The following is a 21124-nucleotide window of genomic DNA, read 5'->3' as shown; positions in this document are numbered from 1 at the left end:
CCCCGGACAGCGGCGCCACCTCCAGGCAGTTGCCCTGGTTGGGGCCGCTCTTCGTCGCCTTACGCCAGGCTGCGTTCCGCAGTTCCTCGCTCAGGTCCATAGCTTTTCCGCCTCCCTGATCAACTTGATTGAGACAGGTTGGGGCTGTGCTTCAGCCCGCACCGTGTCGTAGCTGCTCTGGATCACTTTGACGTCTTCTGCGCGGTTGGACACGTGTCCGTGAGTCGCGGATTCGATATACACCGTATCTGGAGCATCCGGCATCTGAGCAATGACGAATCCACCCAGAAGCCCGGTCGTGATCCCGAGAGCCATGGGAACAACTTGAACGCCGATATGCGGGGACTCGGCGGCTTCCAGGAGTCGGCGAGCCTGGTTTCTCATGACCTCTTTTCCGCCGACCGGTCGATGAAGCACTCCCTCGTCTATCACAACCCAGAGCATCGGCGGAGCCACGCGAGCGAAGACCTGCTGCCGCTCCATACGGGCATGTACGGCTTTCTCCACTTGCGCGAGTGTTATTCCAGCTTCTCCGCGAATGATGGCCCGCGCGTAGTCCTCTGTCTGAAGAAGGCCTGGGACGACTAGAGGCTCCCAGGTATGGAGCGTGTGCGCCTCTTGCTCGACTTCGAGCCAGCCGCGAAACCACCGAGGACTGGCATCCCGAGTCAGTTGGGTCCACAGGCGGAGCAGCTCTCCGCCGGCTTTCAGCGCATCGTCGCAGCGTTGTGCCAGGTTGCGGCTCGGCGTGCGCTCCCCTCGCTCGATGAAGGCCAGGAGGCTTCGACTGAATTGAGTTATCTCCGCCAACTGCTGCTGGGTGATATTGGCCCGCATGCGGCGTTCGCGAAGTTCATCCCCGAAAACGGTGAGCGCCTTCATAGCTGGGTCGCGTTGCTGGCGTAGCGACATTTCGACTCCGTCCGACGTGGAGGGCTACCGGACACAAAATGGCACAGCTTGCGGCACAGAAGTGTCACAGCGGTGTGTCCGAGTTCTTGATGCAGAAGGTAGTCACCTGGCGGCACCCTGTGAAGAGCATCAGCAAAAGTCGACGTAGCCAGCGGCAGTCACTCCCGCACATGCATCTATGCAATACAGCAGCGCCAGAGGAATCGCCAGATATGTCCAGATAAGGGGGTGCAAATTGGAGATCGATATCTGTCTTGTCCCTATCTACAGCGGATAGTTGGCCTCGCGGCGAGATACGAGCTTGTCACTTATCGGCAAGCCACACTGAGCGGCTCAGTGCATGGGAACGAGGGCCGGATGTGCGCCGTACAACGGCGCCGGATTCGCCGACCCACGTCCCGCCGTCCCGGCGCCGATCGAACAACGCGCCACCGGCGGGAGGAGCGCCGGTCAGACAACGCCCTATCGGTGGAGCGCCGGTCAGACACGTCCTGCCGGTGGGGGAAGCGCCGATCAAGTAACGCCTTGCCGGTGGGAGTAGTGACGATCGAACAACGCCCTGTCGGTGCGAGAAGCCCTGGCCAGACAACTTCCTATCGGTGGAGGTCCGATCCGATGAACATCCCTAGTACGGGGCATCGTCCCAGCACCAGCAGGGGAACTCGTGTCGTTCGTGTTCGCTGGGATGCCGGTGAGCCGCCGATGCCGCTTGGTTGCCGTTGGTGTGGGTATCCGCCGTACGCGCACGAGGCCGCGAGCCTTCCGCACCGACCTCATCACGACTGGGAACAGCCCACCCCCGCGCAGGTTCAGGCTCGGATGGCAGCCCGGCGGCGCCTGGGAGTGTCCGGCCCGCCGACGGTCGCCAGGCCGGTGCGCCCGCTGTCGGACGTCCGGCCGCCCGTTCCGCGCCAATTTCTCCCACAGCGGGTGTTGTCGGACGCGGCGAGTCCCGGGGCGGTGGTTCGGTCGCAGGTGTCGGGGGCGGGAGTACGGGGCGGTGGGCGGCATCGGCGGCGTAAGGAGGCGGCGACGTGAACCGGGGCCAGCCCTTGGAGGCACGTCCCCGGGGCCGGCATCGGCCGGGGGCGGCTCCGGCGCAGGTCTCCTTTCGGCCGTGGGACCAGGCCCAAAGAGCCGCCGCTGAGCAGTTGGACCAGATGGAGCCCGCGTGGGCGATCTGGTACGGCGTGGGGTCGCGGCGGTTCTACGCCGTCGCCACCTGGCCGTTGCCCGAACCACCACTGCTCCTCCAGGCGGGCACCGCCGAGCAGTTGCGCGACCTGATGCGCGCGGCCGAACAAGCGGTGCTGTATCGCTCCGGCACCGATCGGGCCCGCGTGTCGCACGACTGCTCTGGCACTGATCGGGCCCGCGTGCCGGAGGACTGCTCTGGCACCGATCGCGCTCGTGTACCGGGCGACTGCTCTGGCACTGATCGCGGCCGCGTGGCGCAGGCCGAGGATCCCGGTTTCCTGCCCTACCCCGCCTTTATGGGCACCCCGACACCTCACGGAGCATCGATGCCAGACACGCAGGAGGGCGGGCTGCGTACCGCCTGCTGGGACCTGTCCGACGACCTGTCGATGATCGGCAAGACCCGCGCCATGGTCAGAGAGGTCCTGATCGCCTGGACGCTGGCCACCGTCGCCGACGACGTAGTCCTCGCCGTGGCAGAGTTGCTCGCCAACGCCGTGACCTACGGGAAACCGCCGGTCAGGCTGTCGCTGTGGCTCGGCGCCGGGGACCTGTGCGTCCGCGTGACCGACCACGGCTCCGAGCTGCCCCGCCATCTGGACCTCGACATCGAGGCCGTGCACGGACGCGGCCTGACCATCGTCGACGCCCTCGCCGACGACACCGGTGTCATTCCGCTACCCGGCGGCCAGGGCAAAACGGTCTGGTGCCGCTGGCATCTGCCGTCCCGGACGGCGGACACATCTCAAGTCGGCTGACGGCGATTCCCCGTCACGTCGGGGCTACATGGGGATGTTCTGCGGTGATGGGGGCGCGGAAGTCGGTGCTTTTGAGGTGTGCTCGGGTGGGCGTTGACCGGATGATCGCTGTGACGTACGGTCCGGTCGGCAGGGCCGAGCCGGGTTCGGTGGTGGGCGTGGGTCGCGCGCAGGGGGGGTCTCCAGCATGAGGGCAGGCGGGTTCTCCGTCATGCGGTTGGGCGCTGCGGTGGTCGTCGCGGTCGTGGGCATCGTCGCGCGGGCGGCCAGGTGATGCCGAGGGTGAACGGGCATTGGGTCGGTACGTGGGGGTCGATGCCGCAGCTCACTGAGCCCGACGATCTGCCGCCGGCCCCCTTCGTCCGGGACGGGCTGGTGCTCGCCGACAGCACGTTGCGGCAGACCGTCCACGTCTCCGTCGGCGGGCGGCGGGTGCGGCTGCGCTTCTCCAACGTCTTCGGCGGCACGCCGCTGCCCATCACGCGGGTCTCGGTGGCGCTTCCGGCCGGCGGGCAGGCCGGCGTCGGCGCCGTCAAGGCGGGCACCTCGCAGCCGGTGACCTTCCACGGGCGGTCCTCCGTGGTGATTCCGGCCGGGGCGCAGTACGTCTCCGATCCGCTGGACTTCGAGCTGGCCCCCCGGTCCAACCTCACGGTGACGATGTACCTGGAACAGGGGCAGAACTCCGGCGGCATCACCTCCCACCCCGGCTCCAGGACCACCTCCCACATGCTGAACGGCGACCATGTCGACGCCGAGGACCTGCCCGGGGCGGCCTCCACCGCTCACTGGTACTTCCTCAGCGGGCTGGAGGTGTGGTCCGCGCCCGGCACCGCGGCGGTCGCCATCGTCGGCGACTCGCTCACCGACGGCAGGGGTTCGACCACCGACATGAACGACCGCTGGCCCGACCGGTTGCTCGACCGGTTGCACGCCCGCCCCGCCACCGCGGGCGTCGCGATCCTGAACCAGGCGGCCGGCGGAAACCGGGTGCTGAACGACGGGCTCGGCCCCAACGCGCTCGCGCGGCTCGACCGGGACGTGTACGCGCAGAGCGGCGTGCGGTGGCAGTTCGTCTTCGAGGGCGTCAACGACATCGGCACCGCCGAGGCGACCGAAGCCGCCCAGAAGCAGGTCACCGCCGACCTGATCGCCGCATACGACCAGATGGTCGTCCGCGCCCACGCGCAGGGTGTCCGGGCGTACGGCGCGACGCTGACGCCGTTCGGGGACAACGAGATGTACGACGACCCGCGGGGGTTCCGTGAGGCGTCCCGGCAGGCGGTCAACCAGTGGATCCGCACCGGCCGCCGGTTCGACGCGGTGGTCGACTTCGACGAGGCGGCCCGCGACCCGGCGCATCCCCGTCGGTTGCTGCCCGCCTACGACGGCGGCGACCACCTGCACCTCAACCCGGCCGGCTATCAGGCCCTGGCCGACGCCGTGCCGGTCGGCCTGTTCGAGGACGAGCCGCTTGCACTTCCAGGGGGCTTCGGCTTCGGCTCCGGCTTGGAGTGAGCGAGTCGGCCGCCGTCAGCGGCCGGGGTTCCGTCCGGCCTTTGTGTGAGGCCGAACATGCCGTCCCGTCATCCTGCGGGAGAGCGACCGAGGAGAAGTTCTGAGGCGGAGTGTGTGCCGTTGTGCATACTCGGGGCGTTGTGTGGATTCGTACCTATAGACGCGGTGGATGTCGGCCTAACGTCTGCGGTGTCCGAAACGAGCGATTCGGCGAACACCCTCACACGAAAGCAGATTTGTGATGAACGTTGAGCAGATGACCACCATGACCGGTGTCAAGACCTCCTGGCAGCGTCTGGCGGGCCGGGTGGCGGCCGGTGCGGTGACCGCGGCTCTGGCCGTCGGCGTCGCGGCGATCCCCGCCGGCGCCGACACCGGGCACAGCCACACCCCCGCCCCGGCGGCGACCGCGTCCGCCGCGACCGCGACGACGACCGCTACCGCCGCGTCGGCCGGTTCGGTGGCGCGGCACACGTCGGTGAAGACCAGGAACTACTACTTCGGTGCGGTGCTGCGGGGCAGGAACGAGGTGCCCGAGCCGGGCAAGAAGGTCAACGACCGTGACGGGCTGGCGGTGGCCAAGTTCCGGATCAAGGGCGACCGGATGTACTTCCTGGTGCAGTGGAAGCGGACCGGCAGGCCGACCGCGTTCCACATCCACCGTGGCAAGGCCGGCGTCAACGGCCCGGTCGTGATCGACCTGCTGTCGGCGGGCCGGATCCGTGGCAACACCGCCTTCGGCTCGGTGCGGGTCGCCGACCGCAGCGTGCTGGCCGGGATCAAGAAGAACCCGAGGAACTGGTACGCCAACCTGCACACCAAGCAGTTCGCCGACGGCGCCGTGCGCGGCCAGCTCCTCAAGACCGGCCGCTGGTAGCCACCAGGTGCGGGTGAAGATCCGCCCCGCGTAGCGGAGCGCAGAGCGGCGGACACCGCGAGCCCGGACCGGGATCACCGGTCCGGGCTCGTCGCGATGAGCGTTGCGGAACAGATACAGGTTCAGGTATCGATACGGCCCGCTCGCGCGAGGGGAACGGCACGATCAGTGTCGCCCCAGGTCAGAGGGGTATGGCTCACTGGTACACGAGGGGTCCGCCGCCGGCCGGCCGTCCGCGCCGGAGGTGCGGGTCCGTGTGGCGGGCTCGGCACGCGGCGGTCGGTTTCCGGGTTCTCTGGCAGGTAGATATGGGTGCTAAGGACATCTTACGAACGAGCCCGCGTGCCGTCGCCCTCAGCGTCTACCGGCTCTTCGACGAGGGCGACGTGGCGGGCGTCGATGACATCGTGGCCCCCGGCATGGTCGATCACAATCCCGTCCAGGGAGCCGAGTCGGGCATCGACGGCCTGCGACTGCTGGTCGCCGCCGTCCGGGACGGGTTCACCGGCACCCGTCACGAGGTGCTGTATCAGGGGGAGACCGGTGACGGCTGGGTGGTCTGCCACTGGCGCATGACCGGCACCCACACCGGTGACTGGTTCGGCGTCCCCGCCACCGGACGGCGGGTCTCCTTCACCGGGATCGACCTCATACGCGTCGACGACGGCAAGATCGTCGAGTTTCGCCACGTGGAGGAGCTCCTGCGGCTGCACCGCCAGCTGACCTGCTGACCGCCTCGCCCCCACTCCGAGGCCGGCCGGGCGCCGGCCGCCGGAGGGGGCGTGGAGTTGTTCAGTGGCCGGCGCTCTGGCCGCCGTCGACGTGCAGGATCTCACCGGTCACGAACGACGCGGACTCCAGGTAGAGCACGCCGTCGACGATGTCGCCGATCTCGCCCAACCGGCCGACGGGGTGCAGGCCGGCGAGCGTCTCGTGCGTCTCGGGGGCGTGCATCGGGGTCTTGATGACTCCGGGCGAGACGGCGTTGACCCGCACGCCCCTGGTCGCGTACTCGATGGCCAGCGACTTCGTGGCGGCGGCGAGCCCGCCCTTGGTCAGCGAAGCCAGCACGGACGGCACGTTGGAGTTGGGGTGGTCGACGAAGCTGGTCGTGATGCCGACGATGTGACCGCCGCCCTGCTCCAGCATGGGACGCAGCGCGCGCTGGGTGATGTGGAAGAACCCGGCGACGTTCACGGCGATCACGTTGGCGAAGTCGTCCTGGGTGTAGTCCGTGAACGGCTTGGCGATGAAGATGCCGGCGTTGTTCACCAGGGTGTCGACGCGGCCGAAGCGGCTCAGCGCCGCGTCGATGACGCGTTCGGCCGTGGCGGCTTCCGCGATGTCGCCTTGCACGGTCACGACGCCCGCGTCCGCCGAGGGCGCGATGGAGCGGGACGTCGCGACGACCCCGTAGCCCAGGTTGCGGTAGCCCTCGACGAGGCCGGCGCCGATGCCCTGGGACGCTCCGGTGATCACGGCGACCTTCTGTCCGTGCTTGCTGTTCATGGTGCACTTCCTTGCAGGTGAGACGGGTTAGGACCGTTTCGAGACGACCGGTCTACTACGAAGGTAGACGACTGGTCGTATACTCGCAACATGGGACGCGGCGGGCAGGCACGGGAAAAGATCCTCATCGCGGCGCGGTCGCTGATCGCGCAACGGGGTTACACGGCCCTGGGGGTCGCTGAGATCTGCGGCGCGGCGGGCGTGCCGAAGGGCAGCTTCTACCACTTCTTCGACTCCAAGCAGACGCTCGCGCTCACCGTCATCGACGAGCACTGGGCCGAGCAACGCCGGCAGTGGACCGAGCTGCTCGGCGGCGACCGTCCTCCGCTCGCGCGGTTGCGCGACCTGTTCGAGGCGACCGAGGCGGTGCAGCGCGGCGGGCAGCGGGACAACGGCGCCGTCGTCGGCTGCCTGTTCGGCAACCTCGCGCTTGAGCTCAGCAGCCACGCGGAGGACATGCAACGCCGGCTGCAGGAGATCTTCGAGGCGCAGATCGACATGATCGAGCAGGTCGTCACCGAGGCGCGCGACCGCGGCGACACCGCCGCGACGGCGGACACCCGGGACGCCGCGCGCTCCATCGTGGCGCAACTGGAGGGCCGGGTCCTGTTCGCGAAGCTGCTCAACGACCCCGGCCAGCTTGAGGCGATGTGGCGCAACTGCCTGGCGCTGCTGGGGGCCTCCGACCGTGGTCCGGGCGCCTGGGAGTAGCGTGAGAAGGAGGGGTGCTCCAGCCTCGCCGGACACCACGGCCGCGGCCGGGCCGAGCGGGCGCCGACGACGGACTTCGCCCGCGCCGTTTCTTCTGCCGGGCCGGGGGTAGCCCACCCGGCGCGTACGTCGCCGGGCGAGCCGACCGAAACGCGGAGGTGATGTCGACCGCATCCAGACCGCCGGACCCGAGCACGCCGAGCAGCTGAAGGAGCCGAACGATGACCACCACCACGATGCCGATGCTGGAGACCTATCCAGCCGAGATCAACCTCGACCGGACGAAGCTGGCGGCCACGATCGATGCGCTGATCGCCTGCAGTGAGGCGTGCACCGCCTGCGCCGACGCGTGCCTGAGCGAGGGCATGGTGGCGGAGCTGACGAAGTGCATCCGCACCAACATGGACTGCGCCGACATCTGCGGCACGACCGCCCGCGTGCTGTCCAGGCACACCGGATACGACGCCAACATCAGCCGCACCCTCCTGGACGCCTGCACGATGGCGTGCGAAGCCTGCGGCGACGAGTGCGCGAGCCACGCCGACATGCACGAGCACTGCCGCATCTGCGCCGATGCGTGCCGCGCCTGCGAGCAGGCCTGCCGCGACCTGCGGGCGACGATGAGCTGAGCGGGCGCCGTGACGGCGGCGCACGCGGGGGGCAAGGCCGGTCCGCCTTGCCCCGGTGAGAACCGGCGCCCTGCGATGAACGATGGACAGGGCCAGCGGCGAGCAGTGATCGATTCCGGCGATTCCCGCGCATCCTGCGATTTCGTGACAAGGAGCTTCACCATGACCGCCGCGTCATACCCGAAAGCGCTGTTCACCGCCTCTTCGCACACGCAGGACGGCGTCGTCGTCATCAGTGCCGCCGGGGAACTCGACCTGCACTCCGCTCCGGTACTGCGTGAAGAGTTGCACCGTCTCTGCGAGTCGCCCGAGATGCCGCCGGTGATCATCGATATGGCGGGGGTCTCCTTCTGCGACTCGGTCGGGATGAGCGAGCTCGTCCTGGCGTTGCACCGCAGCGAGGACAAGGGCGCGCGGTTCATGCTGAGCGGCGTCCCCGACACGCTGGCGCGGTTACTCACGATCACCGGCCTGCAGAAGGTGTTCGAGATCCGCCCCACACTGGGCGACGCTCTGCGGGAGGCGTCCTCGCCGGGGTGAGGACGCATGGCGGCGTCGGTCATCCCGTGGTCATTCGGATGTCGATGAATCCCGTGGTCACCCGGGTCCGGAACCGTGCCATTCGACCAGCAGGACCGTGGCGTCGTCCTGAAGATCATGGCCGTGATGGTCCAGCACGTTGTGGATCAAGCGGCGCAGGGTCTCCGGTACCGGCAGGCCGGCGGCGTTCTCGCGGATGATGAAGTCGGTGAAGCGGCTCAGGCCGAACTCCAGGCCCTGGGGATCGCGGGCTTCGGTGATCCCGTCGGTGTACAGGAGCACCCGGTCGCCGGGCCGCAGCTGTTCGTGGCACAGGATGGCCGGCAGGCCGAGGTCCAGCCCCATGGGGTGCGCGGGCGGGCAACGCAGGTGGGTGGTCAGGCGGTCGCCGCGGATCACGACCGGCGGGTGATGACCGCGGTTGACCCAGGTCAGCATGCCGGTGGACAGGTCCAGATCGGCCAATATCGCGGTGACGAAGCGGGTGGCCCGGCCGAACTCCTCGATCAGGGTGTGTCCGATCGCCTCGCTGGTCTCCACCAGGCCGGCGCCCTGGCGGCGCCTGTTGCGGCAGGCGGCGACCGCCAGGGAGGCGGTGAGCCCGGCCGAGACGTCATGGCCCATGGCGTCGAAGATGCTCAGGTGCGCCTTCTCGCCGGCGACGGCGTAGTCGAAGGCGTCTCCGCCGACCTCGTAGGCCGGTTCCAGGGCGGCGCTGATGACCACCTGCCGGCAGGCGAAGGTGAGCGGTGGCATGAGGTTCCATTGCATCTCCGCGGCGACGTGCATCGGCCGGGTGCGCACCAGCCGTGCGTAGGAGTCGCTGTGGGAGCGCTTGCTCACCACCAGCAGCGCGACCAGCGACGCCAGGGCCAGCATGTCGTCGCGCGAGGCGTGGCGGTGCTCGGCGGCCGACACCCGCAGGACTCCGAGCCTCTCCGTGCCGTCCAGCAACGGCACCCACCAATGGGCCGGCCGCCCCACGGCGCCGGTGAGCTCGAGGATCCGTATCTCCTGGAAGGCCCGGCCGGCCGGCGTCGTGTCGATCCTGAGCTCGGCCGGCTCGGACTGCGCGCCCTGCCCGGCGTCGTCTCCGCGACCGGTGAGCAGGCGGAGCACCTCCTGCTGCAGGTCGACGAGATAGATCAGCACGCCGCACAGGCCGGCCCGGCTCGCGTGCCGCCGAACCAAGGAAGGCACATCCTCGAAGGCCGCCACGTGGCTGTCGTCCAGCAGCCCGGCGAGCATCCGCGCCGTTCCGGTGTCTACCACGTCCCCGGTGTTCCCGGTGTTCCCGGCCACATGCGACCACCCGCGTCCCTTGATGAACCTCAGTGCTCTTTGTCCGACGACCCGGTGCCCCGCGATCGGCCGGCGACCGCGCGTCCGAACGCCCATCGTCGCCTACCGGCCGGGAAGCCGGAGGGCTCGTCGTGCGATCTGCCCACGGCTCTGCGGCCTACACCGTCCGGCGCGGAACACCCCTCGGCGGCGGACGGCGCTTCCCGTCCCCGGTAGATCGTCCTTGGCCGATCGCGCGCCGAAGCGTCTGGCGGGTTCAGGCGTGCCGCCGATTGAGCAGGTCATCGTGGGGTACGCAGGCAGGACCGTCGCCGGGCGCTTCCGGTGCGCGGCGTCGCCGTCTCTTGGGAGGAACCATGTCACACCCTGAATCCCGGCCGGACGACGAGGGCATCCCGCTCGCGGACCGCAGAGCGCGACAGGAGGACATCCACGACGAACCCGACTTCGCCGGCGAGTTCGCTCCTTCGCCCACCGATCCGGCGAACCAGCCGGAAGGCGATCCCGACAAGGACGTCTACGGAGAGGACGAGGGATACGAGAGGCCGACCTCGGCCTGACACGCGCCGCCCGGCTCCGGCGTCACCTCCGGGGAGCGGCGGTGCTCTGGCGGACGATCAGGTCGGTGGTCAGGATGAGGCGGTTGTGCGACAGCGGTTCGTCGCGGGCGAGTGCGATCACCATGGACGCGGCGGCCGTCCCCATCTCCCTGAGCGGCTGGCGGACGGTGGTGAGCGGAGGGGTCACCCACCGCGCCGGTGTCAGGTCGTCGAAGCCGACCACGCTGAGATCGTCGGGAACGCGCAGGCCCAGCTTGGCCGCGGCCTGGTAGACGCCCATGGCCTGGCTGTCGTTGGAGGCGAAGACGGCGGTCGGCGGTTCGGGGAGGGCCAGCAGATCGAGGGCGTTCTCGATGCCGGCCTCCAGCAGGAACTCCGCCTCGCGCACCCAGGACGGATGCACCGGCACGCCGGCCTCGTCCATCGCCGCGCGGTAGCCGTCCAGCCGTGCTCTGGCCGACAGCAGCTGCCGGGGCCCGGTGATGACGGCGATGCGCCGATGCCCCAGTTCGAGCAGGTGACGGGTGGCCGTGAGGCCTCCGCTCCAGTTGCCGGCGCCCACCGACGGCACCCCGTGACCCGGTTCGCCGGTCGGGTCCAGCAGGACCAGGGGGATGTTCCGGTCGCGTAGCCGCTGCAGCTGGTCGCGGGTGAACCCGGAGAACACGGCGATCAACCCCGACGGACGCCGGTGCAGGATGCCTTCGAACCATTCGGGGTCGGCGACCCGCCGGCCCAGGAGCTGCGACAGCAGGAGGGAGAGCCGGTGCTCCCGCGCCACCGCCTCCACGCCGCTGATGATCTCCATCGCGTAGCCGGCCGCCGGTTCCAGCTCGTGGAAGACGAGCTCGACCATCGAGGTCCGGCTCGCCGGCTTTCTGCGGCGCCGGTAGCCGTGCTCCTCGATGATCCTTTCGATGGTCGCGCGGGTGCCCGGTGAGACCTCGGCCTTGCCGTTGACGACCTTGGACACCGTCGAGATCGACACCTCGGCCAGCTCGGCGATCTCCGCGATGGTGAGGGGGGAACGGTGCCCTGCCGCAGGAGGCGACTCGCGCGAAGCGGTCATGCCAGCAGCTTAGCCGCCGATGACCGCGTGTTTCCGATGTGGGCGGCTGTGTCGCCCGCCATGGCGCCGCCCTCGGTCATCGGCGCTCATCTCCTCGTGCCCCGAACGTCTCGGCCTCCGGCGGACGGCGTTCGGCGTGCCCGCCGGCGAGGTCGCGACGCCTTGTGGGCGATTTGTCCATGTTTACACCCTTATGGTGTTGCATGTACCTTTAGCGGACACGGTATACGTGCCGATGGCTCTCGCCGTCGTACCCGTTGCCGGTTCGTTGCCCACACCGCGCGTACCCCATGGGACTCCGTCCCGGCGGGGTCACGCGCCCGCTGAATCCGCGCCTCGCGGAACCGGGGACCCAAGTCTTCCGGGGTGAATCGGAGCGCCGGCCCCAGGGCGCACCGTAGGGCACTTCCTGCCCGAACCCGTCAGCTAACCCGGTAAGCGGTAAGGAAGCTAGGAGTACGCCCCTTCATGCCCACCTACCGGCTTTCCTTGGTCGTCCGCTCCCTCGGCGACCGCCTGCACCTCTCCAAGGACCGCCCGAGCCCCCCCGGGGACCGCCCGAACCCCTCCGGCACACGCCCGGACCTCTCCGGTACCCGCTCGAGCCTCCCCGGTACACGCCTGAGCCTTTCCGGCGTCCTTTCGAACCTCGCGCGCAGGCGCCGCGGCGCCGCCGTCGCGATCACGACGCTGGCCGTGTCCGCGGCCGCGGCCGCCTTCGTGCTGACCGGTCCGGCGGAGGCCGCGCCGACGGACCTCACCCCGGACCACACCTACGGCCAGGACGTCTCCGCCTACGAGGCCGATCACGACTGGAGCGCGAGCCCGGCGAAGTTCGGCATCATCAAGGCCACCGAGGGCCTGACCTTCCGCGACTCGGCTTTCGCCCGCCACTGGCGGGAACTGGGCAAGAAGGGCATCGTCCGGGGCGCGTACCACTATGGTCATCCCAGCAACGACCCCATCGCCGAGGCCGACTACTTCCTGTCTGTGGTGGACTCACAGCCCGCCGAGCGCGGTGATCTGCTGGTGCTGGACCTGGAGACCGCCGACGGCGAGTCCGTCGAGCACGTCAACGCCTGGGCCAAGACCTGGCTCGCCCATGTGAAGGCCGAGACCGGCGTCACCCCGCTGTTCTACAGCGGCTGGAACTTCGCCGACACCTACGGACACGGCCTGGCCGCCTATCCCCTGTGGGTCGCCTACTACGGCAGGGCGAAGGGCGACGTCACGCCGCCCGCGGACTGGAAGTCCTGGACCATCCACCAGTACACCGACGTTCCCGTCGACCAGAACGTCTCCCCCCTGACCCCCGACCAGCTGCGCGCCCTCGGCCGCCGCTGAGAGCACGCGGCGCCGGCCGGTCATGACGCCGTCGGCCGCGCATGAACCCAGCCGGACGGCCCATGTGGACGGCTACACCGTCACCCTCGACGGCGACCTGACCCCCGGGCGGGCGAGCAGGCTCACCCTGAAGGTCACCAGGAACGGCGCGCCGGTCACCGGCCTTGAGCCCTACCTCGGGGCGTACGGCCACCTCGTGGCGCTGCGCGCCCGAGACCTGGCCTACCTGCACGTCCATCCCGACGGCGTGCCGGGCGACGGCAGGACCAAGCCCGGGCCTGAGATCGTCTTCTACGCCGAGGCGCCGAGCGGCGGCGACTACCGGCTGTTCCTCGACTTCCGTCATGAGGGCGAGGTCCGCACCGCTGATTTCACCCTCCGCGCCGAGCAGGCGCCGGCGGACTCCGGTCCGCACGCCGAGGACGGCGCGCACGGCGATTCCGGGCACTGAGCGGCGATGTCATCCCGCCGTTGGCTGTCCGGAATGTCGTGATGCGGCGGTGTTTGATCACTTGGGTGAATTCCGGCGTTCTTAATACTTTGTCGCTTATGATCTATTACAGTGCTCGGTAAGCGGTCCGCGCTCCGAGGCGGCCGCCAGGTCAAGGGCCGCGCCGTGGAGATCGGAAGCCGGGGAACCGCGTCTCCGCGAGGGTGACCGTGGCAGTGCGCCCGGTCGGCGTCACCGTTGGATCGTTCCCGTACGCAGGCGTCGCCTCCCGGCGGGCGGATCGCGCAGAGGAGACCCCGAAGTAGTGGATCCGATCGCTGATGGCTTACTCGAAGCGATACGCCCGGAACTGGGCTATCGCGAGAAGGCGGGTCAGTACACCAAGTTCGGCAGCTGGTACGCGGGCAACGTCGACCGCGACCCTCAGTACAAGAACGCACCCTGGTGCGACATGTTCATCGCCTGGGCGGCCGACAAGGCGGGCGTCCAGGACTACGTCGGCCAGTTCGCCTGGACGCCGTCCCACGCGAACTGGTTCAAAGAGCAGGGAGCGTGGTCGGACGTCCCCGAGCCCGGCGCGCTCGTGTTCTACGACTGGGCGGGTTCCAAGAAGATCGGCAAGATCGACCATGTCGGCGTGGTCGAGAAGGTGGAGAACGGCAACATCCACACCATCGAGGCCAACGTCGACAAGGTGTGGCTGAAGCGCAAGGTCCGCGATGAGAGCAAGGTCGTCGGCTACGGCCTGCCGCGCAAGGTCCTGGAGAACCGGAGCCGCACCGACGCGCCGGTCATGCCGGCGGCGGACGGGGCGTCGGCCGGGTCGAACGCCGCGGCGGGCGCGGTGGCACGGGCACAGCCGGTGTTCGGGTTCTCCGGCCCGGAGGACGCGGCGGCGATGGCGACGGGAGTCGTGACCATCCTGCTCGGATCCGTTCTGGTGATGAGCCACGTGACCCGGACCGGGCGCGCGGCCGTGTCCCACGGCCGCCACCGCAGGCGCGCCAGGCGGCACCGCTCCCTGACCTGACAGGCCGGCGCCCGCGAAACTCCCTGACATGGCAGACCGGCCCCGCGCGACCCGGCACCGGTGACGCGGGAGGCCCGCGGCCTGCCGATAGTGTCGACAAGAGAGGACCGGGCAGGCGTCGAGCGTCGGAGGGCCGTCATGAGGATCCTCGGCATGATCTCCGGAACCTCCCATGACGGCGTCGACGCGGCCCTGGTCGACTTCGACCCCGCGTACGCCGGTGGCACGCTCAGCGGAGTGGTCGAGTTCACCGCGTCCACGCCCTACCCCGCCGGGCTCCGCGCCCGCCTCGCCGAGGCGCTTCCCCCGTCGGCGACCACGCTCGGCGAGGTGTGCCGGCTCGACACCCTCATCGGTCAGAGCTTCGCCGAGGCCGCGGCCGCCGCGATCGGCCGGGCCGGGCCGGTCGACCTGATCGTCTCCCACGGGCAGACGGTGTTCCACTGGGTCGAAGGCGCGCACGCCCTTGGCACCCTGCAGATCGGCGGCGCCGCGTGGATCGCCGAACGCACGGGCGCGCCCGTCCTGTCCGACGTGCGCGTCCGCGACATCGCGGCGGGCGGGAACGGCGCTCCGCTCGTCTGCCTGCTCGACGTCCTGCTGCTCGCCGGCCACTCCGGCGGCGCCGCCGCCGCGCTCAACCTGGGCGGGATCTCGAACATGACGGTGCTGCGCGGCCCCGGCGACATCGTCGCCTACGACATCGGGCCGGCGAACGCGCTCATCGACGCCGTCGTGGCGAGCCGGAGGCTGAACGACCGCGGGTTCGACGTGGACGGGCGCATCGCCGCCTCGGGCTCCGTCGACGAGGGCCTTCTCGCGGTCCTGCTCGGCGAGCCGTACTACCGGCTGCCCGCCCCGAAGAGCACCGGCAAGGAACTGTTCCACCTGGGCCACGTCGAGGAGGCGATGGCGAAGGCGGGCACCCGGCCCGGCGCCGCCGACCTCGTCGCGACCCTGACCGAGCTGACCGTCCGCACGGTCGCCCGCGACGTGGCGGCGAGCGGCGCCGGCCTCCTCGTCGTCTCGGGGGGCGGATGCCGCAACCCCGTGCTCATGGACGGCCTGCGCCGGGCGCTTCCCGGCGTGACCGTGCGGCTCAGCGACGAGTACGGCGCGCCGGCCGACGACAAGGAGGCGATCGCGTTCGCCCTGATCGGCTGGCACACCGCGCACGGCCTGCCGGGGAACATCCCCGCGGGCACCGGGGCGCCCGCCGCCCGCGTCCTCGGCGCCCTCACCCCCGGATCGGGGCCGCTCGCGTTCCCGCCCGCCGTCACCGAGGCGCCGCGAGCGCTCACGCTGACCCGCCGCCACCGCTAGTGCGGTGTCCACGGACGTTCGCCGGGCCGGCCGCCGTAAGGGCGGCGCCGGTTTCGCCGTACCGATGACCGGCCGTTTCGGCGCCGGAGAACACACCCACTGAGGCGGCGAGATCCTTGGGCGCGGTCAAGGTGAGTGGACACCGCGCTAGGGCAGCGGGATCGAGGTGGACTCGCGGACCACGAGCTGGCAGGGGTGGGTGTGGCGGCCGGGGGACGGCGCGCCGTTGATCGCGGCCAGGAGCATCTCGGCGGCCGAGCGGCCGAGCCCTTCGAGGTTCATGTCGATGCTCGTGAGCGGCGGCTGTGAGCTCTCGGCCATCACGTCCCAGTTGTCGAAGCCGACGAGGGCGACGTCGCCCGGGACCCCGCGCCCGGCGGCGCGCAGCGCGTCGGAGACACCGCGGGCGATCTGGTCGCTGCCGCAGAAGACCGCGTCGAACTCGGCACCCCGGGTCAGCAGGATGCCCGCGGCCTGGCGTCCCCATATCTCGCTCCACTCGCCGAACAGCGGCGGCGCGGCCAGGGAGAGGCCGGCCTCGGCCAGTCGCCCGGCCGCCGCGGCCGAGCGCACCTGCGCCGAGTGGTGGTGTTCGGGCCCGGTGATGTGGGCGACGCGGTGGCGGCCGAGGGCGAGCAGGTGGTCGATGGCCTTGCGGGTGCCGCCGGCCTCGTCCGGCACGACCGAGCAGTCGCCCGGGTCGGTGGAGCTGATGAAGGCGTACACCACCGGTATGGGCAGGCCCGCGCCGATGGGCGCCCGCGCCTGCGTGCGCCTGCCGGTGACGATGATGCCGTCGACCCGGCGGCCGAGCAGCGTGTTGAGGTAGTACTGCTCGCGGATGGGGTCGTCGCGCCCGTCGCACAAGAAGATCGACATCTGCCCGGCGCCCAGGGCGTCCTCGGCGCCCATCATGACCGGGATGCTGAAGCGGCCGATGGTGTCCGTCGTGATCATGCCGACCGTGTAGGTGCGGCCCGAGTGCAGGCTGCGCGCCCCCGCGTTGACCTGGAAACTCAGCTGTGCGGCGGCCTCGCGCACCCGCAGGCGGGTCTCCTCGCGGAGCGACCCGCGCCCGTTCAGCGCCTTGGAGGCCGTGCCCACCGACACCCCGGCCAGCGCCGCGACGTCGGCGATCGTGGCGTGACGCTCCAGCTTTCCCATCTTTTCCTCGGTTTCCGACGTCGTTTCTTCCAGCTCACTTTACAGTCTGGCGGGCGGCGGACACGTGTCGTCTTCACACTGTGGAAACGTGGTATTGACGCACGCGATCAGCCGTTGTAACGTCCAGGAAATCGTTTTCCTAGCGTTTCCTGCACGTCACGAGACACCACGAGAGACAGAGACAGGGAATGACCGAGCCGAAGCCGGCGGAGAACGCCGTGGCCACTCTCACATCCCCGGCCGTCCCAGGCCCGGCCGTCCCGGGTCCCGAAGCCGTCGCCGCCCTTCGCCCGTTGAGCATGGACCAGGTGCGGCTGGGCGGGGAAGGCCTTCTCGGACAGTGGCAGCGCCGCAACGCCGAGGAGACCCTTCCCCACTGTGTGGAGCGGCTGGAGGCGAGCGGCAATCTCGGCAACCTCCGCGCGGCCGCCGACGGGACTGCAGCCGGGACTGCAGCCGGGACCGCCGATGGGACCGCCCACGCCTTCCGTGGCATGTGGTTCGCCGACTCCGACGTCCACAAGACGCTGGAGGCGGCGGCCTGGCAGCTCGGCGCCACCCCCGGCGACGCCTTCCTGCGCGGCTTCGTCGACGAGACGACCGAGCTGCTGGCCCGCGTCCAGCGGCCCGACGGCTACCTCAACTCCTACTTCACCGTCGCCGAGCCCGACCAGCGCTGGCGAAGGCCCGACTGGAGCCACGAGCTGTACTGCGCGGGCCATCTCATCCAGGCCGCGGTCGCCGCCGCCCGTAGTGATGTGGCCCCCGAGCTGGTCCGCGTCGCCCGCCGCTTCGCCGACCTGCTGGTGGAGCGCTTCGGGCCGGACGGCGTCGAGGAGGTCTGCGGCCACCCGGAGATCGAGACCGCGCTGGCCGAGCTGCACCGCCTCACCGGTCACCGTCCCTATCTGGACCTGGCCCGCCGCTTCATCGACCTGCGCGGCCGCGGTCTGCTCGGCCACGGACGGTTCGGCGCGCACTACTACCAGGACCACGTGCCGCCGCGCGAGGCGACCGAGGTCGCCGGGCACGCCGTGCGGCAGCTCTACCTGCTGGCGGGCATGGTGGACGTGGCCGTGGAGACCGGCGACACGGCACTGCTGGCGGCCGCCGAGCGGCTGTGGGACGACGCCTTCCGCGCCCGCACCTACCTCACCGGAGCGCACGGCTCCCGCCACCGCGACGAGGCCTACGGCGACGCGTACGAGCTGCCGCCCGACCGGGCGTACGGCGAGACCTGCGCGGCCATCGCGAGCTTCCAGTGGAACTGGCGGCTGCTGCTGGCCACCGGCCGTGCCCGCTACGCCGACGAGATGGAACGGGTGCTGTACAACGCCGTCGCCGTCTCGGTCTCCTCCGACGGCAGGCGCTTCTTCTACTCCAACCCCCTCCAGGTGCGCACCGGCCACGCGGCGTCGGGGGAGGAGTCGGCGTCGCGCCGGCTGCCCTGGTACTCGTGCGCCTGCTGCCCGCCCAACATCGCCCGGCTGATGTCCTCGCTGCACGGCTACCTGGCCACCGGCGGCGACGAGCTGCGCGTCCACCTCTACGCCACGGCCACCGTGGCGGCCGGCCCGGCTTCGGTGCGGATGCGCACCGACTACCCGTGGCATGGACGGGTCGAGCTCACCGTGGCCACCGACGCCGGCCACGGCGACGAGCCGTGGACGCTGGCCCTGCGCGTGCCCGCCTGGTGCTCCTCGCACACGGTCCTGGTCGACGGCGAGCCGGTCGCGGCCGAGGCCCGGGACGGGTACGTGCGGCTGACCCGGGCCTGGGGGGAGGCGACGAGCGTCGTCCTGGACCTGGAGATGCCCGTCCGCCGGGTGGCCGCGCACCCTCGGGTGGACGCGGTGCGCGGCTGCGCTGCCCTGACCCGCGGGCCGCTCGTGTACTGCCTGGAACAGGCCGATCTGCCGCCCGGCGCCCTTCTGGAGGACGTCCGGCTGGACCCGGCGGCGCCCGTCACGACGGCCGGGCGAGAGGACGTCCCGGTCGTGCTGCACACGACCGGGCTGCCGGCGGACGCGGCGGACGCGCCGCTCTACGCCGCCGGCGAGGCGCGGGAGCGGCCGGGCGCCCCGCTCGCCCTCACGGCGGTGCCGTACTTCCTGTGGGGGAACCGGACGGAGGGCCCGATGCGCGTGTGGGTTCCGGTGGCCGCCGCGGGATGACCGGACGGGCCGTTCCCGCACGGCCCGCCGTCTGCAAGGGACCGCCCGCGGCGCGGTGCGCCGCCTCGGGGGGACGCGGTCCGGTTTCACCTCACCGGCATCGACGATCCGACGAAACGAGGTAGGCCCGTGCACAGATCCCAGCGCAAACCCCGCCGCGCCAGAGCCGTCCGGCTGGCCGCGGCCCTGGTCACCGTGGCGGTGGGGGCGCTCGTCCCCTCGGCCCCCGCCGAGGCGGCCGGCGCCACGCTCACCGTCAACGTCGCCCAGCCGTTCCGGCCGGTGACCCACGTCGCCTCGGGCGGGTTGTACGGGCTGGCCGAGAACGGCAGACCGGCCGACTCCACCCTGCTGCCGATCAAGGTCAACTCGCTGACCCAGCCCGCCCCCGGGGTGGGTCAGCGGCCGAACGGCCAGCCGCCCGGCGGCGACGCGCTTCTGGTCGCCCCGCAGGCCACCCGGGTGGGCGCCGGCGAGTTCATCCGGATGCCCGACATCTACCCGAACTTCCCCTACCGGTGGGTGAGCTGGAACGACTGGCTCGCCAAGGTGGACACCATGGTGCGGGCGCGGCTGGGAGCGACCGGCGTGACCAACATCATCGGCTGGGAGCTGTGGAACGAGCCCGACTGGACGTGGGACACCGCCGCCGCCGGCTCGTTCAACGACGGCTGGACCCGCACCTACCGGGCCGTGCGCGCGCTGGACGCGCAGACCCCGATCGTCGGGCCGAGCACGGCGACCTACAACCGCTCCTGGATGTCGTCCTTCCTCTCCAACGCCAAGGCCACCGGCACGCTGCCCGACATCATCTGCTGGCACGAGCTGGTGGACCCCGCGCGCGTCGCCGGTGACATCGCCGACTACCGCGCACTGGAGTCGTCGCTGGGCATCAGCCCGCGGCGCATCTCCATCAACGAGTACGCCGCGACCGGAGAGGTCGACGTGCCGGGCCGGGTGGCCAGTTACGTGGCCAAGTTCGAGCGCGCGGGGGTGGAGTCCGCGCACCGGGCGTTCTGGTACGAGTACGGCACGATGAACGGCCTGGTCGTCAACAACAACCAGCCCACCGGCACCTGGTGGCTGTACAAGTGGTACGGCGACATGGCCGGCGACATGGTCGCCACCACGCCCGCCACCCAGACCGGGCTGGACGGCTTCGCCGCCTACGACGGCACCCGCAAGATCGTCAACGTGGTGTTCGGCAACGAGTCCGGCACCAACACCGTGCGCGTCACCGGCCTCGGCGCCCTCGGCTCCAGCGTGCGGGTCACGCTGCAGTCCACCCCGGCCGGCGGCCGGTTCACCGCCGTGTCCGCGCCCACCACGATCTCCACCAGCACCTATACGGTCAGCAACGGCCAGATCAGTGTGCCGGTGCCGAACATGTCGGCCACCAGCGCCTACAACCTGGTCGTCCAGCCGGTCAGCGGGGTGCCGTCCTACCAGCAGCGCTACGAGGCCGAGAACGCCTCGGTCTTCCGCGCCCAGCGGCTCACCTCGGCGAGCGCGTCCGGCCGGGGGTACGTCGGCCGCATCGACAACTCCGGCACGCCGCGCACCGACAGCTACGTCGACTTCGTCGTCAACGTGCCGTCCGCCCGCTCGTACACCATGACCATCGGGTACGCGAACGGGACCGGGGCCACCGCCACCCAGGGCCTCGCCTGGAACGGCGGGGCCTGGACCACCGTGAGCTATCCGCCCACCTCGGGCTGGGGCCAGTTCGGCGCCACGGTGGCCACCACTGTGAACCTCCGGGCCGGCTACAACGTGATCCGCCTGGCCAAGGGGTCGCCCTCCTTCGGCGGCGGGACCGGCTACGCCGAGCTGGACTACATCCAGCTCACCTGACCGGCCGGCGCGGCCCGCGTGGCCGTCCGCGCCCCCACGGTCCGGGGGCGCGGACGGTCACCTTGTGCTGCCCGCTTCCCGGCCGTCGCGCCGCGCCGCCGGCGCTACGGCGAGTCACGATTCGATATAGCCGGAAACATGCTATTGACGTGGCTTCATCTCCGAGTAACGTCGAGCACATCGTTGAACCGGTTCGCCGATC

At 70.5% G+C, this 21124-nt stretch carries 19 protein-coding genes and 1 riboswitch; of the genes, 14 read left to right on the top strand and 5 right to left on the bottom strand.

Annotated features, from left to right (window positions below):
- Nucleotides 1–90: 90 nt before the first annotated feature.
- A complete protein-coding gene (locus ACZ6QO_RS08345; protein WP_465848885.1) occupies nucleotides 91–912 on the bottom strand; it encodes a helix-turn-helix domain-containing protein in 822 nt (273 codons plus the stop codon).
- A 1160-nt stretch (nucleotides 913–2072) separates the two neighbouring features.
- Here ACZ6QO_RS08345 and ACZ6QO_RS08340 point away from each other — a divergent pair.
- From ACZ6QO_RS08340 to ACZ6QO_RS08325, 4 genes are all read left to right on the top strand, one after another.
- Nucleotides 2073–2867, top strand: coding sequence for an ATP-binding protein (locus ACZ6QO_RS08340; protein WP_465849181.1), 795 nt, complete (start codon nucleotides 2073–2075; stop codon nucleotides 2865–2867).
- A gap of 315 nt (nucleotides 2868–3182) precedes the next feature.
- A complete protein-coding gene (locus tag ACZ6QO_RS08335; RefSeq protein WP_465848884.1) occupies nucleotides 3183–4385 on the top strand; it encodes an SGNH/GDSL hydrolase family protein in 1203 nt (400 codons plus the stop codon).
- Nucleotides 4386–4626: 241 nt separating this feature from the next.
- Nucleotides 4627–5262, top strand: coding sequence for a CHRD domain-containing protein (locus ACZ6QO_RS08330; protein ID WP_465848882.1), 636 nt, complete (start codon nucleotides 4627–4629; stop codon nucleotides 5260–5262).
- A 308-nt stretch (nucleotides 5263–5570) separates the two neighbouring features.
- On the top strand, nucleotides 5571–5993 hold the full coding sequence (locus tag ACZ6QO_RS08325; RefSeq protein WP_465848880.1) for an ester cyclase: 423 nt from the start codon (nucleotides 5571–5573) through the stop codon (nucleotides 5991–5993).
- Nucleotides 5994–6054: 61 nt separating this feature from the next.
- Here the strand turns inward: ACZ6QO_RS08325 and ACZ6QO_RS08320 are convergent, their stop codons facing one another.
- Nucleotides 6055–6771, bottom strand: a complete 717-nt coding sequence (locus ACZ6QO_RS08320) for an SDR family NAD(P)-dependent oxidoreductase (RefSeq protein ID WP_465848878.1) — start codon at nucleotides 6769–6771, stop codon at nucleotides 6055–6057.
- Nucleotides 6772–6861: 90 nt separating this feature from the next.
- On the opposite strand from ACZ6QO_RS08320, the gene ACZ6QO_RS08315 reads away from it, so the two are divergent.
- The 3 genes from ACZ6QO_RS08315 to ACZ6QO_RS08305 all read left to right on the top strand — a co-directional run bounded on the left by ACZ6QO_RS08315 (nucleotide 6862) and on the right by ACZ6QO_RS08305 (nucleotide 8651).
- Entirely contained in the window at nucleotides 6862–7482 is a 621-nt protein-coding gene (locus ACZ6QO_RS08315) for a TetR/AcrR family transcriptional regulator (protein WP_465848876.1), read from the top strand.
- A gap of 221 nt (nucleotides 7483–7703) precedes the next feature.
- The gene (locus ACZ6QO_RS08310; RefSeq protein WP_465848874.1) at nucleotides 7704–8111 is read left to right on the top strand and encodes a four-helix bundle copper-binding protein; all 408 of its coding nucleotides are present in this window, start codon (nucleotides 7704–7706) and stop codon (nucleotides 8109–8111) included.
- A 162-nt stretch (nucleotides 8112–8273) separates the two neighbouring features.
- Nucleotides 8274–8651, top strand: a complete 378-nt coding sequence (locus tag ACZ6QO_RS08305; RefSeq protein ID WP_465848872.1) for an STAS domain-containing protein — start codon at nucleotides 8274–8276, stop codon at nucleotides 8649–8651.
- 57 nt (nucleotides 8652–8708) lie between these two features.
- On the opposite strand, the gene ACZ6QO_RS08300 is transcribed toward ACZ6QO_RS08305, so the two are convergent.
- Entirely contained in the window at nucleotides 8709–9953 is a 1245-nt protein-coding gene (locus ACZ6QO_RS08300; protein WP_465848870.1) for a PP2C family protein-serine/threonine phosphatase, read from the bottom strand.
- A gap of 356 nt (nucleotides 9954–10309) precedes the next feature.
- On the opposite strand from ACZ6QO_RS08300, the gene ACZ6QO_RS08295 reads away from it, so the two are divergent.
- Nucleotides 10310–10513, top strand: coding sequence for a hypothetical protein (locus ACZ6QO_RS08295; protein ID WP_465848868.1), 204 nt, complete (start codon nucleotides 10310–10312; stop codon nucleotides 10511–10513).
- Between the two features lie 22 nt (nucleotides 10514–10535).
- On the opposite strand, the gene ACZ6QO_RS08290 is transcribed toward ACZ6QO_RS08295, so the two are convergent.
- Complete coding sequence (locus ACZ6QO_RS08290; RefSeq protein ID WP_465848866.1) at nucleotides 10536–11582, bottom strand: LacI family DNA-binding transcriptional regulator; 1047 nt, start codon at nucleotides 11580–11582, stop codon at nucleotides 10536–10538.
- Between the two features lie 311 nt (nucleotides 11583–11893).
- Nucleotides 11894–12038, top strand: a riboswitch (cyclic di-AMP (ydaO/yuaA leader).
- 12 nt (nucleotides 12039–12050) lie between these two features.
- Between ACZ6QO_RS08290 and ACZ6QO_RS08285 the strand changes: the two genes are divergently transcribed.
- The 4 genes from ACZ6QO_RS08285 to ACZ6QO_RS08270 all read left to right on the top strand — a co-directional run bounded on the left by ACZ6QO_RS08285 (nucleotide 12051) and on the right by ACZ6QO_RS08270 (nucleotide 15730).
- Nucleotides 12051–12926, top strand: a complete 876-nt coding sequence (locus ACZ6QO_RS08285) for a glycoside hydrolase family 25 protein (protein WP_465848865.1) — start codon at nucleotides 12051–12053, stop codon at nucleotides 12924–12926.
- A gap of 64 nt (nucleotides 12927–12990) precedes the next feature.
- On the top strand, nucleotides 12991–13377 hold the full coding sequence (locus tag ACZ6QO_RS08280) for a hypothetical protein (RefSeq protein ID WP_465848864.1): 387 nt from the start codon (nucleotides 12991–12993) through the stop codon (nucleotides 13375–13377).
- A 304-nt stretch (nucleotides 13378–13681) separates the two neighbouring features.
- Entirely contained in the window at nucleotides 13682–14407 is a 726-nt protein-coding gene (locus ACZ6QO_RS08275) for a CHAP domain-containing protein (RefSeq protein WP_465848862.1), read from the top strand.
- 138 nt (nucleotides 14408–14545) lie between these two features.
- Nucleotides 14546–15730 (top strand): anhydro-N-acetylmuramic acid kinase, encoded by a 1185-nt coding sequence (locus ACZ6QO_RS08270; RefSeq protein WP_465848860.1) that lies wholly within the window; start codon nucleotides 14546–14548, stop codon nucleotides 15728–15730.
- Nucleotides 15731–15877: 147 nt separating this feature from the next.
- Here the strand turns inward: ACZ6QO_RS08270 and ACZ6QO_RS08265 are convergent, their stop codons facing one another.
- Nucleotides 15878–16894: a LacI family DNA-binding transcriptional regulator gene (locus tag ACZ6QO_RS08265; RefSeq protein WP_465848858.1), complete on the bottom strand. Its 1017-nt coding sequence runs from the start codon at nucleotides 16892–16894 to the stop codon at nucleotides 15878–15880.
- Nucleotides 16895–17112: 218 nt separating this feature from the next.
- Between ACZ6QO_RS08265 and ACZ6QO_RS08260 the strand changes: the two genes are divergently transcribed.
- Both ACZ6QO_RS08260 and ACZ6QO_RS08255 read left to right on the top strand, forming a co-directional pair.
- Nucleotides 17113–19068, top strand: a complete 1956-nt coding sequence (locus ACZ6QO_RS08260) for a glycoside hydrolase family 127 protein (protein WP_465848856.1) — start codon at nucleotides 17113–17115, stop codon at nucleotides 19066–19068.
- Between the two features lie 129 nt (nucleotides 19069–19197).
- Complete coding sequence (locus tag ACZ6QO_RS08255) at nucleotides 19198–20922, top strand: CBM35 domain-containing protein (protein WP_465848855.1); 1725 nt, start codon at nucleotides 19198–19200, stop codon at nucleotides 20920–20922.
- The last annotated feature ends 202 nt before the right edge of the window (nucleotides 20923–21124 follow it).

It is taken from the genome of Sphaerisporangium sp. NPDC049457, from assembly GCF_055586705.1.
The sequence above is the reverse complement of the archived record's forward strand: the minus strand, read 5'-3'. Positions and strand labels throughout refer to the sequence as shown.

What these genes read in the sequence shown, in the direction of transcription:
- ACZ6QO_RS08265 (WP_465848858.1), bottom strand. Translation starts at nt 16,894, where the DNA reads ATGGGAAAGCTGGAGCGTCACGCCACGATCGCCGACGTCGCGGCGCTG.
- ACZ6QO_RS08335 (WP_465848884.1), top strand. Translation starts at nt 3,183, where the DNA reads ATGCCGCAGCTCACTGAGCCCGACGATCTGCCGCCGGCCCCCTTCGTC.
- ACZ6QO_RS08340 (WP_465849181.1), top strand. Translation starts at nt 2,073, where the DNA reads ATGGAGCCCGCGTGGGCGATCTGGTACGGCGTGGGGTCGCGGCGGTTC.
- ACZ6QO_RS08285 (WP_465848865.1), top strand. Translation starts at nt 12,051, where the DNA reads ATGCCCACCTACCGGCTTTCCTTGGTCGTCCGCTCCCTCGGCGACCGC.
- ACZ6QO_RS08310 (WP_465848874.1), top strand. Translation starts at nt 7,704, where the DNA reads ATGACCACCACCACGATGCCGATGCTGGAGACCTATCCAGCCGAGATC.
- ACZ6QO_RS08325 (WP_465848880.1), top strand. Translation starts at nt 5,571, where the DNA reads ATGGGTGCTAAGGACATCTTACGAACGAGCCCGCGTGCCGTCGCCCTC.
- ACZ6QO_RS08290 (WP_465848866.1), bottom strand. Translation starts at nt 11,582, where the DNA reads ATGACCGCTTCGCGCGAGTCGCCTCCTGCGGCAGGGCACCGTTCCCCC.
- ACZ6QO_RS08320 (WP_465848878.1), bottom strand. Translation starts at nt 6,771, where the DNA reads ATGAACAGCAAGCACGGACAGAAGGTCGCCGTGATCACCGGAGCGTCC.
- ACZ6QO_RS08345 (WP_465848885.1), bottom strand. Translation starts at nt 912, where the DNA reads ATGTCGCTACGCCAGCAACGCGACCCAGCTATGAAGGCGCTCACCGTT.
- ACZ6QO_RS08305 (WP_465848872.1), top strand. Translation starts at nt 8,274, where the DNA reads ATGACCGCCGCGTCATACCCGAAAGCGCTGTTCACCGCCTCTTCGCAC.
- ACZ6QO_RS08295 (WP_465848868.1), top strand. Translation starts at nt 10,310, where the DNA reads ATGTCACACCCTGAATCCCGGCCGGACGACGAGGGCATCCCGCTCGCG.
- ACZ6QO_RS08270 (WP_465848860.1), top strand. Translation starts at nt 14,546, where the DNA reads ATGAGGATCCTCGGCATGATCTCCGGAACCTCCCATGACGGCGTCGAC.
- ACZ6QO_RS08330 (WP_465848882.1), top strand. Translation starts at nt 4,627, where the DNA reads ATGAACGTTGAGCAGATGACCACCATGACCGGTGTCAAGACCTCCTGG.
- ACZ6QO_RS08315 (WP_465848876.1), top strand. Translation starts at nt 6,862, where the DNA reads ATGGGACGCGGCGGGCAGGCACGGGAAAAGATCCTCATCGCGGCGCGG.